Origin of the sequence: Pseudoalteromonas sp. ND6B (genome assembly GCF_000764215.1) — a bacterium.
GTDB lineage: Bacteria > Pseudomonadota > Gammaproteobacteria > Enterobacterales > Alteromonadaceae > Pseudoalteromonas > Pseudoalteromonas tetraodonis.
Genome location: NZ_JQFL01000001.1, coordinates 73,696 through 89,596, shown reverse-complemented (window position 1 = coordinate 89,596; position 15,901 = coordinate 73,696). Strand labels below are relative to the sequence as shown.

Below are 15,901 nucleotides of genomic sequence, written 5' to 3'. Positions count from 1 at the left end.
ATGGCTCCTAAAGTTGCACTACATGGGAGTTAAAATAGTTATTAACAGAGGTTAGGTAGATTAACGTTAACCTTTGCTTACTAACGGTAAAATTTATTGGCGGTTGTGAGCCAACATTTAAGGTATGTTCTCCTGCAGTCACTGCACTGCGGGCAAGACTAATTTGATTGGGTAAGGTAAGCCAGCTGCGGGTATCGGCTTGCTCAGATGCAAGATTATATAAGTTTGCTAAAATATTCCCCACATCACCGCCACTACGGGCAAGCTCAGCGCGCAGCTTTTCTTTTGCCACTAAGCGCAATATTTGCCTCGATACGCGCCCAGCAACTTGCTGCTCTAGCGTTTTAGCGGCCAGTGCTTCTAAGTGTACTAACGGGCTTAGTGATAATACGTGGTCATTAATTTTGACGTTGTTAACGGTGCTTACATAAGCATTATTTATATAAATGGGCATGGCGAGACTATAAAAGCGGGCGTCTCCCTGTGAAGTATAAATGGGTAATCGTAATTTAAATTCGTGTTGTTTTGGTATCAGGCCTTGTTCGAATAATATAACCACTTCGCCTTGGTTTTTTTCTAAGGTGTTAACTTCACCAAACTGGCGTTTAAATTGGTTATAGTCATCAGCAAAACCTTGCTGCTTAGCAAGACGCAGTACATCGTGTTGTAAATACGGATTGTTAGGTTGTATTTCGAGCGCTTTTTTATAGTCTATGTAGGCATCATCACCTTGCTTTGCTGTTTCATATAGTAACCCTGATAAATAAAACGTGTACGCATTTTGAAAGCCATTTTTGACCGAGCGAATTAAGTTATCCATATCGGGATAGTGTTGCTGTGCTTGGGCAACCGCATTATCAAATTCGCTTTGATTATTTAATAGTTCATCAACTTGTACTTTATTAGCACGGCGTATTTCAACTAAGGCGCTTTCAATATCATGTTTATAAACATAATTGAGCGCTTTGTAGCTATGCAACATACTCATTTCGTAGGCGGGCGGTGTATAACCAATAGCTGAGTCGTTGGTTAACAGCGCATTACTTTGCTCAAGCCCAGCACTTACTTGTATTTTTGCAGCTTGGCGCTTAGATTGCATTTGTTGATAGACAGTTTCAAAATGAACTAGTGCGTTATCGGGGTTGTTGGCTAAATCCGCGATACGGCCTTGTTCTAATTGGCTCAGTAAATAATTACTGTGTGTTTTGCTGTTTTTGCTTATTAAGGAGCGTGCACTCTCAATATCATTATTCGTAATGGCTTGTCTAATAGGGGTGGTATTAGTGGCGTAATCATTAAAGAGATCGTCAAAGCCAATGGTGCTGCAACCACTTACAATAAAGCAAAGACTAAAAATTAAAATGTGACGCACGCGCACTCCTTCTTATTTATTCTGTAAGGTTAACATACTGCCAATAAATACAAGTGTGAAAGATTGTAAAAAAGCGTAGTGTATAAACATAGAACAAAAACCCTTAATAAAAACTTTATCATTTAAAAAATAACCATGGTAACGTTTACAACATTGGGCGTTAATTTAATCGGTATATAAATACGGTACATATTTATCAATACGTTAGGAATTAATTTGAAAGCAACACTGTTTACTATTATCGCGTTAGTTGCCTTTGCTGCAAATTCGTTATTATGTCGGTTAGCGTTGGCGCAAGGCTACATTGATGCGTGGAATTTTACCGTTATTAGGTTACTGAGCGGGGCAGTGTGTTTGACCATTATTATGCTGCTCTATACTAGGCAGTTAAATAAAAAAGCGCAGTTAAGTAATCCTATTATTAACGATACTGGCAGTTGGCGAAGCAGTGCTAGCTTATTGATATATGCGCTGTGTTTTTCTGTTGCTTATATCGAGCTTGATACCGGCATGGGGGCGCTTATTTTATTCTCGGCGGTGCAATTTACAATGATTGGCTGGGGCATATATAAACAAGAGCGTTTAAGTGCTGTGCAATGGCTTGCATTTATAGTGGCGTTTGCGGCATTTGTTTACTTAATGCTGCCCTCACAGACAGCACCACCGCTGATGGCTGCATTATTAATGAGTATAAGTGGCATTGCGTGGGGAATTTACAGTATTCGTGGCAAGGCGTGTGTGTCGCCGCTAAGAGCCACTGCCTTTAATTTTATTCGTAGTTTATTAGTGCTACCTATTTTAATTGTGGTGGGAATGAGCCAGCTTAAAAATATACGTATCGAAGGGGCGTTACTTGCAATAGTCTCAGGTGCCATCGCATCTGGCGTAGGGTACATTATTTGGTATGTGGCTATGCCACTATTAAAGAGCACGCATGCAGCCATAGTGCAGTTATGCGTACCCGTTTTGGCGGCTATTGCAGGGGCAGTGTTTTTATCAGAGACATTAACTGTACAATTTATGCTCCCCAGCAGTATCATTTTACTAGCGGTATTAGTTTTTACTTTAAATAAAAAGACTAAAACTGTTTAACTGGTGGACTTACATTGATCACAAAGCGTTCATACAATGCAGGTAAGTGGGTTAAAATAGCGTCTTTACCTAATAAATCACTGTTTTTAATGCAGTCGTGCAACACTTCTGGCGTAAGGTGACGAATAAGCTGCGCTGATTGCGCTATGTGGCTAATATGCCAAAGCTCAGGAGCTACCCCGCCCAAGTCATACTGGTAAGGTCGATAAAATCCAAATTCTGCTAGATGAGTGTCTAGCCATTGGCTTAGTTTAGCAAAAGGCCCACCTTGCTGATATTCATTAGGGCTCAATTGCAAAACATAATCGTCACTCACTGCGCTTTTATCGTAAATATCTAAATCAGTCCCTAAATGATGGCGACTCGCCCCCGGTAGCGCAGAATAAAGCATAATGGCAATGCATTTATCAATATCACTGAGCGAATTAATATCAACGTGTTGCTGCGCTTTGTTTAATACCGGCCGCTTAGCGGAAAATTTAGCGTTCCAAATAGCTGATTGACGGTTAAAATCCCGAAAACTTGATGCAATACATAAATCAAAGCCTGCTGATGCAGCCGCAGTTTGCAGTGCAATAAAGTCATTTACAATATCGGCATGCAAAAAGTGATTTTGTATGGCAACTAAATGTGCATCACTTTGGCCAGTGATGCATTGTATGAGTTCTTTATTTGCAGTCATTAAGTTAACAGGTGCTCTAATATTTGTTCGTAAATATCGGCCAGCGCAATTAGGTCGTCGGTGCTAACACACTCGTCCACTTTATGAATAGTGGCATTACGTGGCCCTAATTCAATAACTTTAGCACCCGTTTGTGCGATAAAACGACCATCTGAGGTGCCACCTGTTGTTTCTAAGTTAGTGGTTAACCCCGTTACCGATTTAATGGCGGCTACGGTGGCATCAACCAATGGGCCGTGATCGGTTAAAAACGGCAAGCCATTCACAATCCAATTGAGTTCATAATTTAAATTGTGTTTTTGTAAAATGGAATTTACTTTTTGTTGTAGTTGTTGATGAGTAACTTCGGTACTAAATCTAAAATTAAATTGTACTTCTAGCTCCCCAGGGATCACATTGCCTGCGCCCGTACCGCCATTAATATTAGAGATTTGAAAGCTGGTGGCTGGAAAAAAGTCATTACCCATATCCCACACAGTTTGGCTTAACTCGGTTAAAGCTGGCGTGGCTAAATGAATTGGGTTTTGTGCTAAATGTGGATAGGCCACATGACCTTGCACGCCTTTTATAGTTAAAAACCCCGTGAGTGAACCACGGCGGCCATTTTTAACCACATCACCGAGTACATCGCGAGAAGAGGGTTCACCTACAAGGCACATATCTATTTTTTCACCGCGCTCCTCTAAAGTATCAATAACGCGGGTAGTGCCGTTAATAAACGGGCCTTCTTCATCTGAGGTAATTAAAAACGAAATGGAGCCTTTGTGATCTGGATGCTTAGTCACAAAGCGTTCGGTTGCCACAATCATCGCTGCTAATGAGCCTTTCATGTCGGCAGCGCCACGGCCATGCAATAAGCCGTCTTCAATTAGGCCTGCAAAAGGCGGGTGCTGCCAGTTTTTTTCAGGCCCAGTGGGCACCACATCAGTATGACCGGCAAAACAAAAATGCGGTGATTGGGTCCCTTTACGTGCCCATGTGTTTAGGGTATCGGTAAAAAATAGCGATTCAATATCAAAGCCAATGGCGCTTAGGCGTTCATTCATCATATGTTGGCACCCGGCATCTTCAGGTGTAACCGACTCTCGCTGAATTAAGGCTTGGGCTAGGGTAATTACTGGATGGGTCATTATTTAAAAATCTCATCGTATTGTGCTGCTTTAAAGCCTAAGTGATATTGCCCGTTATTAACAAGAACAGGGCGTTTGATCATCGCCGGTTGTTCAACGAGTAAATCTATAGCGGTTTGTTTAGTCAAGCTTTGTTTTTGCTCATCAGTGAGCGCTCTGTACGTTGTGCCACGCTTATTAACCAATTGTTCCCAATCAATATGTTCTGCAAAGTCGCTTACCATGTCGTTATTAACGCCGTCTTTGCGATAGTCGTGGAAAGTGAATGCAATGTCGTTATCGCTTAAGTATTTTTTTGCTTTTTTAATTGTATCGCAGTTGCTAATGCCATAGAGAGTGATCATAAATCTACTTCTTTTTAATAATAGTTAATAAGGTATCTACACCGGCATTAACTTGCGGGTGAGAATAATGAAAAGTGCCTAAATTATGGCCATTGAGAATTATGAGGCTGGCTAAAATAGGCGAGTCGAGCTCACGTAAATCAAAATAGGCAAGGCGTTGGCCTTTGGTTATTTTGCTGCCGTTAAGCTGAGCAATATGAGTATGCGTAAGTGTTTGTGAATCGGGCACCGCTAGGTTTATTAATACTTTTAAGCCGTTGTTGGCTTTTAAAATAAATTCACAACCGGCACTTTTTACTTGCAGTAAGGTGCCATTGAAGGGTGATAACACTTTATGACTCGATAAGCTAACAACAATACCCGGGCCGAGTGTACCAAAACGAAAAAAGGGTTGTGGATGCTCTTCCATTGGCATCACTTTACCACTGAACGGGCTCGTGATTTGTATCGCGTTTCGGCCAATTTTATTTTTAGTTAAATAGCTAACGTCTTCAGATTTCATTATTTATTGAGTTACCACGTTGTAGCCATCGGCTTTAAGGGCTGTAATTGCTTTGGTGACCGTTTGTTTTTTTACTAAAATATAGTCGGTATCGTAGGTCGATATCGAAAAAATGGACACGCCGGCTCTGGCTAATACGCCTGAGAGATTTGCCATAATGCCAGTTAACGAAAATCCTAAAGGGCCTATCACTTCCAGTGCTTGCCAATTAGATTCAGTATCTTGGCTATCAATAATAAAGTCGACAGGGCAAACAACTGACAGTTCATCATGCGTTTTTGAGATAAAAAATAACGGTTGCTTTAACAGCGCAGGCGGTATGTCAGCATCAAGGGCTAAACTATGAATAGATAACACGGTGCTGTGTAATTGTAATGTTTGTTTTGACATTAAACGTATCGCCAGCAGCAAAATAATAGCTTTATAGTATAGAGTATTGAAGCTAAATTAAAGGCTCAAATTTAGGCTGTGCTATATTTTTATTAGCTAAAAAATAATTGTCCACAATTTCTGTGGATAAGCTTGGGGGTTGTGAGGTATAAATAGCCTAACCAGTTAATTATTAAATAAAAAATGGCTAGGCTATAAAAAGGGCAAGTTAATTATAGGCCTTAATTAAGCGCTTCTACTTGCGCCGCCTGAATGGCTGTTAAAGCAATGGTATACACAATATCGTCAACTAATGCGCCACGGCTTAAGTCGTTAACAGGTTTGCGCATCCCTTGTAACATAGGACCAATACTGATCAAATCGGCACTTCGTTGCACTGCTTTGTAGGTGGTATTACCCGTATTTAAATCAGGGAAAATAAACACGGTTGCTTTACCGGCAACCGGGCTATCTGGCGCTTTTTTAATAGCTACACTTTCCATAATGGCCGCATCGTATTGCAATGGCCCATCGATAATGAGATCAGGACGCTTTTGTTGGGCAATTTTTGTTGCTTCGCGGACTTTTTCTACATCAGCGCCACTGCCCGAATTACCCGTGCTGTAACTTATCATTGCTACACGAGGTTCTATGCCAAATGCGGCAGCAGAATCGGCAGATTGAATTGCAATGTCGGCTAGTTGTTCAGCATTAGGATCAGGGTTAATAGCACAGTCACCATAAACAAGCACTTGATCAGGAAGCAACATAAAAAATACCGACGAGACTAATGATGAACCTGGTGCGGTTTTAATCAACTGTAAAGGCGGGCGAATAGTATTAGCCGTGGTATTGACTGCCCCTGAAACCAGCCCATCTACTTTTCCTTGCTCTAGCATCATGGTGCCCAGTACCACGTTATCTTGCAGTTGTTCCTTTGCAATAACGTCAGTTAAGCCTTTGTTTTTACGAATCTCAACCATAGGTGCTACGTAGTCATTAATAATACTAGTTGGCTCTATTACAGTCACATGCTCGTTCAGTTCAATCCCTTGTTGCTCCGCGATTCGAAATATTTCATCGCGATCGCCAAGTAAAATTGTTTTAGCAATGCCGCGCTGGCCACAAATAGCAGCGGCTTTAATGGTACGAGGCTCGTTACCCTCAGGCAGTACAATCGTTTTATCCGCTTTACGTGCTTTATCGGTTAATAAATACCTAAAGGCCGGCGGGGATAACTTGCGGGTTTTTCCCACACTTTTTGCTAATGTGTCCAGCCAATCAGAATCGATATGTGCAGCGTTATGATCTTTTACTTTTTCAATGCGTTGTTCATCGTCGCTAGGCACTTCTAGGTTAAAGTTATGCAGCAATAAAGAAGTGCGCCAGGTATCGCCTTCGGTTGCCAAAATTGGTAGGCCAGTTTGCATAGCTTGTTCACATAGCGCCATAATACGCGGCTCAGGCTCAAAACCACCGGTAAGTAAAATTGCACCTAGTTTTGTGCCATTCATGGCCGATAAGCAAGCTGCAACGAGTATATCTGAGCGATCGCCAGGGGTTACCAATAACGCACCTGGCGTAAAATAATTTAGAATATTTGATACCGTGCGGGCACAAAATGTAATTCGTCTGAGTCGGCGGTGCACCATATCGCCTTCGTTGATAATAGTGGCTTTTAAATAGGCACTTAAATCTTTAACACGTGGGGCAACCAGTTCAAAATCCCACGGAATAGCGCCGAGTAACATAAACGGGTTTTTTCTAAAAATAGGTAAAGAAGCTAAGCGGTTTAATTCGTTATCAAGCGCTTCTGGCTTATAGGTATCGACTAAATCGGCGCGAGCTCGACCTTCCTCATCAAGGGGGGCGTTTACTTTATTAAAAATACAGCCAAGCACGCGAGGGTGGTCAATGCCACCATAGTTGCCAGCGGCTATTTCAAGTCGGTCTTCAATTTGAGTAATGTTGTAATTGCCAGGGGTAAGTACAAAAACGATATCCGCCCCTAAAGTTTGTGCGATTTCGCGATTAACTCTCCCCGCATACGGTTGGCGACGAGTAGGCACCATGCCTTCAATAATAGCCACTTCATCATCGTTAATTTTACTTTGAAAACGCTCTACAATTTCTTCTAGCAGGTCATCGCCTTTGCCATCGCCAATCATTTGCTCGGCGTAATCCAGCGCAAATGACGTGGGTGGATCAATAGGTGAGCCTTGGGTAACAATTTGTGTTGACTTTTCTGGGCCTGTTTCACCCGCGCGTGGTTGGGCTATAGGTTTAAAAAAATTAACTTTAACAGTTTTTTGTTCCAGCGCCCTTACCAAACCCACCGATACTGAGGTTAAACCAACCCCAGTAGAAACGGGGATCAACATAATACGACGAGCCATATTATAACTCCTTGGTGATGTTTGCGGCATCAAGTGCGATCACCCATTCTTCGTTAGTGGGCATAACAACCGCTTTGCTACGTGAATCAGCTGTACTAATTAACCCAGCTTGGCCAAAACGTGCATCAAGGTTTGCTTGTGGGTCTAAATTAATACCTAAAAAGGCCAATTGTTTAAGTACTTTATCACGGATAATATCGGAATTTTCGCCAATACCGCCGGTAAAAATAACTGCGTCTAGCTGTTGCAGCGGAACCATGTAAGCGGCTATTTGTTTTGCGAGGCGGTAACAAAACATATTAAGTGCCAGCATAGCTTGCTGGTTGCCTGCAATAGCGGCTTCTTCTATGGTGCGACAATCGTTAGACAACTCGCTTATGCCTAATAAACCACTTTTTTGATTGAGTAAGTCATCAATTTGCTGAGCAGTGTAATCGAGTTGCGTGGTTAAAAAGTTAAATAGGCCCGGATCAATGTCGCCACAGCGCGTACCCATAACAAGCCCTTCAAGCGGGGTCAACCCCATACTGGTATCAACACTTTTGCCATTTTTAATCGCACACACTGAACAGCCGTTGCCTAAGTGAGCGCTAATAAAGTTACTGTTTTCAATGGGAAGTGCCAACAACTTCGCAGTTTGCCCTGCCACATAAAAATGGCTGGTGCCATGAAAACCATAGCGCCTAACACCAAAGTCTTTATAAAGCTGATAAGGAAGGGCATAAAGATAAGCGACTTCATCCATCGTTTGATGAAATGCCGTATCGAACACGGCTACTTGCGGTAAGTTTTTAAATGATGCTTGCGCTGATGAAATACCCAGTAAGTTAGCGTGGCCATGCAAAGGTGCTAGCGTGGCTGCTTGCGTGATACCTGCAATAACGCGTTCGTCAATTAATACTGATTGGGTAAAATGCTCACCACCATGCACAACACGATGACCAACAGCAACTAGTTGCTCATCAAGATTGTGATCTTTTATTAAATCAACCAGCGTATCAATGGCATGCGCGTGTGCCTGATTAGCAGCAAGTTTAATGGTGGTCTTTTCTCCCTTAAATTTATATTTTATTGAGGGAGCATCTGCACCTAGGCGCTCAGCTAAACCTGAAATAATGTCTTTTCCTGTGTTTGCATCAATAATTGCAAACTTTAAACTTGAGCTTCCACAATTAAGTACCAAAACATGGTTTGGTTTTTTTGGGAGAGTTGGCATAGATTCATTTTCCATTTAAATATTAATCAGTACACTTGGTTGATATATAAGCATTGTAGGCTTAAATGGGTATAGACTAAAGTGTAGTTGACTTTATTAAAAGGGCTTTGTGGAATTCTTTTAATAATTTATGCTTTTTGTGAGTTTTACTAATGAAATTAAGCATTTTTACCGATAAAGTGAGAGTTGTGTTACACTTTTATAAGCAAGGTGCTTTTACAAGTGTTAAATGCCGTGATTGTGAGGATTTATAATGCAAAAAAGTGTGATATCACAAGTTCAATTAGGGCGCGCTTATGCTAAAACATGGCCTATGCGTAAAGAGGTCGCGCCATTATTTGCCGAGTTTAAAGTGATCAAAGCAACCGAGCTTGCGATTACAGTAATGCCTATTTTAGCCATGCTAACTTTGTTTTTTCAGCTTAATTATTTAGGCCCTGATTTTTTACCTCAAGCTATTGCCAGTAGTCTATTTTTTATCTCCTTGCCGTTACAAGGGCTTTTATGGCTAGGTAAACGTGCGCAAACAGAATTAGAACCCGCTATGCTGCAATGGTACAACGAGTTGTTTGCAAAAATGATCGCCAACGGTTACGACGCACAAATGGGGAAAAACAAGCCCCGCTATTTGGAGCTTGCTGAATTGTTAAAAGACATGTTTGATAAAATGGATAAAACCTTTACTAAAGAGCAGTTTTAACAAACTGGCTAATATAAAATGACAAGGTAACCTTATGATGCTGTTTTTGTTCAAGTGCCTGCCAATGCTCGGGTCTGAACTTCCATGCAAAGGGTGTCATCATTATTAAATTTCTTACGTCGCTAAATGTGAGTGACACTTGCTCTGTAATGAGCTGTTGCGATGATTGTTTAAAGCCTGTTGGCGTAGCAACTTCAGTATGTTCATTTACCGTATTATAGATATATTTTTTCAACTCTTTGAGGTGCATAGGCCCAGGGCTTGCCACCACTAAACAGCCATCCTCTTTAACAAGGCGAGAAAGTTCATCGTCAAACAAAGGGGCAAACACGCTAATTAACACATCAGCAAGGTGATCATTAAAGGGCGCGTGGCTTATTGATGCCACGCTAAATTGACATTGTTTGTATCGTTTTGCTGCGTATTTTACCGCCGACTTAGATATATCAACACCATACACAGTAGCTTGCGTGTTATTTGCTATAGCATGGGTGTAAAATCCCTCGCCACACCCTAAATCAATCACTATATTTGCATTGAGCGGTTTGACTAAATTAGCTAAGGCCGTCTGTAAAAATGCATAATGGCCTTGCTCTAAAAAAGAACGCCTTGCTTGTACCATTTCTAAAGAGTCACCGGGCTGTTTAGAGTTTTTATTTTGCACGGGGAGTAAGTTTACATAGCCTTCTTTGGCAAAATCAAAGCTGTGGTTATTATCACAGCGTAATGTTTTTTCATTAAGTGCCGATGGAAGTTTGCAAATAGGGCAATGGTAATGAAGACTCATGAGCCTAAATAGTCCTTATCAAAAAAAGTTTTTACCCAGTGCGGGCGATAGGTGATCATAACAGTTATTGCCATACCGTTTAGCATTGCTTCAGGAAACGCTAAAATAGGACTGAGATAAATGTAGTTTTCTGTTAGCTGATGCCAATTATATTCGCCAATTGCGTAATAAAAAACACCCCCGAGTATAATGTTAACGCAAGCAACGACACCAGCCGTTAAAAAGCTACAAACAAATATATAGATAAAAAAGTGCCGCGCTAAGTAGTGGTAACAAAGCATAAATACAAAGTAGCTTAATAATACTGGAATAAACGCACTTATTAGTAATTTTACCGCAATCAGCTCGAATGCTATTTGTCCAAAAGCAGTTAGCAGGGCTGTTGCTAATACACAACTTAAAATAGCCAGACGCCAGCCTAAAATCAGCGTTACAGCAGTAATGCCCAGTATATGAAGATCAAGACCAGGTAAAATACCGGCTTTTATACGCCATAGTAAAGCGAGCACCAGCGCGCAGGCAAACACACCGGTTTGCCTAGCTGGCGTATTAAATAAATTGGCGTATGTTGATTTATTAACACTTAAAAAGCCAATAGCAATAACACCAATCCACAGTAATGCCTGTAATTGCACGCTTAGCATAATCGTTAATTAAACTCAGACCAAATAGGCGCATGATCTGAAGGCTTGTCGATAGCACGTAATTCGTAATCTATACCGGTGTCGATACAGCGAGCTGCTAAGTCATGCGTTGCCAAAACCACATCAATCCTTAGTCCACGATTATCAACAAAACCCTTAGAGCGGTAGTCAAACCACGAGTATTGATCGTTAGTTTCTGGGTTTTGCTCTCTAAAGGTGTCTTTAAAGCCCCAGTTTAATAACGTTGCTAGCCATTCACGCTCAACGGGTTGAAATGAACATTTTCCGGTTTTTAACCAGCGTTTTGCGTTTACCTCACCAATACCAATATCTAAATCGGTTGGAGAGATATTAATATCGCCCATTACAATTACATCTTGATCAGGCGTGTAATGACTATTTAGGTGAGTCATTAAGTCTTGATAAAATTGACGTTTATAAGGGAATTTAGTTTCGTGGTTGATGTTATCGCCTTGCGGGAAGTAGCCATTCATGACATGCAGGTCACGGCCATTTTCTTGCTCTACGGTAACGCTGATCATTCGCTTTTGCGACTCATCTGTGTCGGTGGTAAAGCCTTTTAATACCGACTTAGGCTCTTTTTTGCATAACATTGCCACACCGTAATGCGCTTTTTGTCCATGAAAATAAACGTGGTAACCCATTTTTTGTACATCGTCTAGCGGAAATGCTTCATCGTGCACTTTTATCTCTTGAAGACCAATAATATCTGGCTGGTGTTTATCAATAATAGCTTGTAACTGATGTAGGCGAGCACGCAGGCCATTGATATTAAAAGAAATCACTTTCATAAAGTTTACCTTCAAATTTATTTTCATTGTTAGCTAAATTGTATCAGTATTTGGAGCGACATAACATGACTGAAACGAGAAAATAGCTGCACAAATGTTGATCAATTTTTGCTTAATGTTTAAACATTGTAAATGCAATATTAAATAATAAAATAAATAAAATATTCAATTGATATGTTAAAAGTTGTCTATATAATGCGCAAAAATCGTTTGTTTAACTCGTTCAAATAGGACTACCTGATGAAAACTCAATTACTTTTAGCCGCCTCTCTTTTTGTTTCTGTAACTGCTACTGCGCAAAGCAATACGTATTACAGCCAAGACAACAAATTAGAGTCTAACTTATGTGTAGTAAGCGCCAATGAGGGGTTTTCGGCTGCTCGTAAAATGGCAGCAAAGCACGGTGTATATTTATCGCGTTATTCAAAAAGTATCCTATGTAACGGTCAAGACATCCGTGACATTGCAAAAAAAGAAGCAGCAACGCAATCAGTTGTGTCTAAAGTAGAAGTATTTGCAAAAGATTCACACCAAGAAACACAGTTATGTATGACTGCATTAAAGCAAGGCTTGCAACCAGTACGTAAGCAAATTGGTAACTTAAATTCATTAAAGTGTAATGGCCAAAGCGTTACTGATTTTGTTAAGCGTTACCAAAACGCTGCAATCTAAATTACCGTATTAGATATAAATAGCTCGGTTCTTACCGAGCTTTTTTTTTTGCAAAAATTACCAGAGTAGCTTGCAAAAATTGCATTATTAAATATCGTAATAGAAGTTGTTCTTGGTTAATTTTTTGATTTTAATGGTTTATTTTTTTTGGCATCGTATTTGTATTACTAGATTTGAAATTTATTAATACAAGGATACGTCTGATGAAAAAATTAACGATAGCTTCTACTGTTTTAGCCGCATTGAGTTTAGCCGCTTGTTCTTCAAATCAAGGTTTAGAAAAAATCGACAGTGATTTTGCAAGCTTAGATAACGACAGCGATGGCTTTATTTCTAAAACAGAAGCCGACGATGATAGTATTTGGCAGCACTTTTCAAATATAGATACAAATATGGATAACCAAATAAGCCGTAATGAATATGATGCTTATATGCAGCTAAATGCTGGGAAAGTTGCTACAGATAGTGAAGTGAGTGAGTCTGCATTTAAGGCTGATATTGCGAAGTTTGATAAAATAGAAAATGACTTTAAAAGCTTAGATAATGATAGCAACGGCTTTATTTCAGTTTCTGAAGCTGACGATGATGATATTTCAAATCATTTTGGTTACATGGACAGCAATAAAGATAAACGAGTAAGTAAAAAAGAGTTTAATAGCTATATCCAAAAACATGGTGATTCTGTTGCAGAGGACGATGCACTTGAGCAATTTAAAAATAGCTAAATTACATTATTAAATACACTTGATACCAAGCCAGTGTTCTTCACTGGCTTTTTTATACCTATAAATGTTATTTTATTAATATGTTTTCCTAGTTTGCCGTTGTTCTGTCATAATAGATGGCTGTGTGTTTTTATTAACTTTAGAGTGATTATGGTTGGTCGGCGAATTAGTGATGAACAATTAATTGAAATCATTGAAGCGGCGATTTTTGTGGCAGGCAAGCCCGTATCAAAACGTCATCTTAAGGACACGGTTTTAAACGACTTAGCAATTTCTATGGCGCGCATTAATGATGCTGTAGAGGCCATTCAAGTTCACTATCAGACGCGTGGAATACGTTTAGTTGAGGTAGGCAGTGGCTATCGTTTTCAAGCGTGCAGTAGTTTAAGCCCATGGTTGAGTAATTTATGGCAAGAACGTGCCCCTAAATACTCGAGAGCTTTACTCGAAACCCTGTCGTTAATTGCATACAAGCAACCCATTACCCGTGGTGAAATTGAGCAAGTGCGGGGTGTAGCAACTGGCTCAAATATTATTAAAACTCTGCTTGAAAGAGAGTGGATTAAAGTAGTTGGGCATAAAGAAGTACCCGGTAAACCGGCACTTTATGCAACGACTAAACAATTTTTAGATTATTTTTCGATAACGGGACTTCATGATTTACCCGCATTGCCAGAGCAACAGCAAAGTAAAATTACCCAGTTATTAAGTGATCCTTCTGTGAGAGAACCATCCGAATGAGTATACAAGGTGAAAAGTTACAAAAAGTCCTAGCCCGTGCAGGCGTAGGCTCACGCCGTGAAATGGAAAAATACATTGATGCAAATCGTGTGAGTGTAAACGGTAAAGTAGCTAAGTTAGGCGACAGGGTTGAAGAAACCGATTTAATTCGTGTTGACGGCCATACCGTTAAAATAGAAGAAAAAGCAGACAGAATTTGTCGTGTAATTATGTATAACAAACCAGAGGGTGAGTTAAGTACGCGTAAAGACCCTGAAGGCCGTAGAACCGTTTTTGACCGCTTACCTCGTATTGATGGCGATCGCTGGATAGCCGTAGGCCGATTAGACGTTAATACCTCAGGCCTAATGCTTTTTACCAATGACGGTGAATTGGCAAACCGCTTAATGCACCCAAGCTATGAAGTTGAACGCGAATATTCAGCACGTGTATTTGGTGAAGTCACTGACGAAACAATGAAAAACTTACTGCGTGGCGTAGAACTTGAAGATGGCCCCGCAAAGTTCACTGGTATCAAGCCTATGGGCGGTGAAGGTATTAATCGTTGGTATAATGTAACGCTTAACGAAGGTCGTAACCGTGAAGTGCGTCGTTTATGGCAATCACAAGATGTGGAAGTATCACGTCTTATTCGTATTCGTTACGGTAAATTAGAGCTTGATAAGCGTGTACCGCAAGGTGGCTGGATTGAGTATGATTTAGATACGGTTAACTATTTACGTAAAACAGTAAAGCTTGGCAAAGAAACACAAACTAAGCTGTCGGTTATTCCTGAAAAGCGTAAAGACAAGCGCGCTAAAATAAACCAAATTCGCAAGGCGGTTAAAAAGCACAATCAACGTGTAAAACCGACTAAACGTAAGTAATTAAAGCATAAAACAACAAAGCCGCTTTTTATAGCGGCTTTTTATAGCGGCTTTTTTACGTTTAAAACTAAATATTACTTTTTAGCTTGTGCGTCTAACGATTGGCCATTGATATCTTTTGAGTCATCACTCATTAAATACAGGTAAGTTGGCATTAAATCTTCAGGTGTTGCTAGTAAATCACGATCTTCACCTGGGAATGCACTTGCACGCATTGATGTACGTGTTGCGCCTGGATTGATGCAGTTAACACGGATTGGCGTTTTTTCAACTTCACACGCCCATGTTTGCATCATACCCTCTACCGCAAACTTAGAAATAGCGTAAGGTCCCCAAAATTCTCTTCCTTTACGACCTACACCCGATGAGGTAAATACCACTGAAGCACTTTTTGACTTACGCATTACAGGGAACAACGCTTTGGTGATCATCGCTTGTGCTATTACGTTTACTTTCATTACATTTTCGAATGTTGATGAACAAAAGTGCTCCAACGGCCCTAAAGTACCTAAAATACCAGCGTTATTTAATAGTCCATCAAGGCGGCCAAATTGGCTCTCGATAGTTGCAGCAAGGTCGCGGTAGTTTTGTTTAGTTGCACCTTTTAAGTCCATAGGCACAATCGCTGGCTGTGGGTAGCCTGCATTGACGATTTCGTCATACACACATTCTAGCTTATTAGTTGTTTTTCCTAATAAAATAACGGTTGCACCATGTTTAGCATAAGTAATTGCTGCAACACGGCCTATACCATCACCTGCGCCTGTTATCAAAATTACTTTGTCTTTAAGTGCGTTTTCAGTTGCTTGATAGGTATGCATAAAAGTACCAATGTTTAAATTTTTTTTGAT

Annotated in this window: 18 protein-coding genes; 6 read left to right on the top strand and 12 right to left on the bottom strand. The window is 40.4% G+C overall.

The genetic code is table 11. The features are described from left to right. Positions 1-7: 7 nt before the first annotated feature. Complete coding sequence (locus ND6B_RS18520; RefSeq protein WP_033102508.1) at positions 8-1,372, bottom strand: COG3014 family protein; 1,365 nt, start codon at positions 1,370-1,372, stop codon at positions 8-10. A 216-nt stretch (positions 1,373-1,588) separates the two neighbouring features. On the opposite strand from ND6B_RS18520, the gene ND6B_RS18525 reads away from it, so the two are divergent. Further along, positions 1,589-2,464 carry a DMT family transporter gene (locus ND6B_RS18525; RefSeq protein ID WP_033102507.1) on the top strand — a complete coding sequence of 292 codons (876 nt, stop codon included), beginning with the start codon at positions 1,589-1,591 and terminating at the stop codon, positions 2,462-2,464. Here ND6B_RS18525 and ND6B_RS18530 read toward each other — a convergent pair. From ND6B_RS18530 to ND6B_RS18560, 7 genes are all read right to left on the bottom strand, one after another. Further along, the gene (locus ND6B_RS18530; protein ID WP_033102506.1) at positions 2,451-3,146 is read right to left on the bottom strand and encodes a M15 family metallopeptidase; all 696 of its coding nucleotides are present in this window, start codon (positions 3,144-3,146) and stop codon (positions 2,451-2,453) included. The genes ND6B_RS18525 and ND6B_RS18530 overlap by 14 nt on opposite strands. Continuing rightward, the gene (gene dapE, locus ND6B_RS18535) at positions 3,146-4,276 is read right to left on the bottom strand and encodes a succinyl-diaminopimelate desuccinylase (RefSeq protein WP_033102505.1); all 1,131 of its coding nucleotides are present in this window, start codon (positions 4,274-4,276) and stop codon (positions 3,146-3,148) included. Before dapE ends, ND6B_RS18530 begins: the two co-directional genes overlap by 1 nt. Next, complete coding sequence (locus ND6B_RS18540) at positions 4,276-4,620, bottom strand: ArsC family reductase (protein WP_013464787.1); 345 nt, start codon at positions 4,618-4,620, stop codon at positions 4,276-4,278. Before ND6B_RS18540 ends, dapE begins: the two co-directional genes overlap by 1 nt. A gap of 4 nt (positions 4,621-4,624) precedes the next feature. Further along, positions 4,625-5,122, bottom strand: a complete 498-nt coding sequence (locus tag ND6B_RS18545; protein ID WP_016899914.1) for a PTS glucose transporter subunit IIA — start codon at positions 5,120-5,122, stop codon at positions 4,625-4,627. Positions 5,123-5,125: 3 nt separating this feature from the next. After that, positions 5,126-5,512 (bottom strand): ACT domain-containing protein, encoded by a 387-nt coding sequence (locus ND6B_RS18550; protein ID WP_029609972.1) that lies wholly within the window; start codon positions 5,510-5,512, stop codon positions 5,126-5,128. Between the two features lie 221 nt (positions 5,513-5,733). Further along, complete coding sequence (pta, locus tag ND6B_RS18555; RefSeq protein ID WP_013464790.1) at positions 5,734-7,887, bottom strand: phosphate acetyltransferase; 2,154 nt, start codon at positions 7,885-7,887, stop codon at positions 5,734-5,736. Between the two features lies 1 nt (position 7,888). Beyond that, positions 7,889-9,103: an acetate kinase gene (locus ND6B_RS18560; RefSeq protein ID WP_013464791.1), complete on the bottom strand. Its 1,215-nt coding sequence runs from the start codon at positions 9,101-9,103 to the stop codon at positions 7,889-7,891. 253 nt (positions 9,104-9,356) lie between these two features. On the opposite strand from ND6B_RS18560, the gene yfbV reads away from it, so the two are divergent. After that, entirely contained in the window at positions 9,357-9,803 is a 447-nt protein-coding gene (yfbV, locus tag ND6B_RS18565; protein WP_033102504.1) for a terminus macrodomain insulation protein YfbV, read from the top strand. On the opposite strand, the gene rlmA is transcribed toward yfbV, so the two are convergent. The 3 genes from rlmA to xthA are packed head-to-tail and all read right to left on the bottom strand — an operon-like array spanning position 9,787 to position 12,046. Then, positions 9,787-10,590, bottom strand: coding sequence for a 23S rRNA (guanine(745)-N(1))-methyltransferase (gene rlmA, locus ND6B_RS18570; protein WP_033102503.1), 804 nt, complete (start codon positions 10,588-10,590; stop codon positions 9,787-9,789). The two genes, yfbV and rlmA, sit on opposite strands and share 17 nt — an antisense overlap. Beyond that, positions 10,587-11,234: an energy-coupling factor ABC transporter permease gene (locus ND6B_RS18575; RefSeq protein WP_033102502.1), complete on the bottom strand. Its 648-nt coding sequence runs from the start codon at positions 11,232-11,234 to the stop codon at positions 10,587-10,589. The genes rlmA and ND6B_RS18575 overlap by 4 nt, the downstream gene beginning before the upstream one ends. Positions 11,235-11,239: 5 nt before the next feature. After that, positions 11,240-12,046 carry an exodeoxyribonuclease III gene (xthA, locus tag ND6B_RS18580; RefSeq protein ID WP_028835842.1) on the bottom strand — a complete coding sequence of 269 codons (807 nt, stop codon included), beginning with the start codon at positions 12,044-12,046 and terminating at the stop codon, positions 11,240-11,242. Positions 12,047-12,286: 240 nt separating this feature from the next. Here xthA and ND6B_RS18585 point away from each other — a divergent pair, with 240 nt between their 5' ends. The 4 genes from ND6B_RS18585 to rluB all read left to right on the top strand — a co-directional run bounded on the left by ND6B_RS18585 (position 12,287) and on the right by rluB (position 15,050). Then, complete coding sequence (locus ND6B_RS18585; RefSeq protein ID WP_013464796.1) at positions 12,287-12,718, top strand: hypothetical protein; 432 nt, start codon at positions 12,287-12,289, stop codon at positions 12,716-12,718. A gap of 203 nt (positions 12,719-12,921) precedes the next feature. Further along, positions 12,922-13,443, top strand: a complete 522-nt coding sequence (locus tag ND6B_RS18590) for an EF-hand domain-containing protein (RefSeq protein WP_013464797.1) — start codon at positions 12,922-12,924, stop codon at positions 13,441-13,443. Between the two features lie 150 nt (positions 13,444-13,593). Beyond that, the gene (gene scpB / locus ND6B_RS18595) at positions 13,594-14,184 is read left to right on the top strand and encodes an SMC-Scp complex subunit ScpB (protein ID WP_013464798.1); all 591 of its coding nucleotides are present in this window, start codon (positions 13,594-13,596) and stop codon (positions 14,182-14,184) included. Beyond that, a complete protein-coding gene (gene rluB / locus ND6B_RS18600; RefSeq protein ID WP_008110001.1) occupies positions 14,181-15,050 on the top strand; it encodes a 23S rRNA pseudouridine(2605) synthase RluB in 870 nt (289 codons plus the stop codon). Before scpB ends, rluB begins: the two co-directional genes overlap by 4 nt. A 74-nt stretch (positions 15,051-15,124) precedes the next feature. On the opposite strand, the gene ND6B_RS18605 is transcribed toward rluB, so the two are convergent. Continuing rightward, a complete protein-coding gene (locus tag ND6B_RS18605; RefSeq protein WP_033102501.1) occupies positions 15,125-15,871 on the bottom strand; it encodes a YciK family oxidoreductase in 747 nt (248 codons plus the stop codon). Between the last annotated feature and the right edge of the window lie 30 nt (positions 15,872-15,901).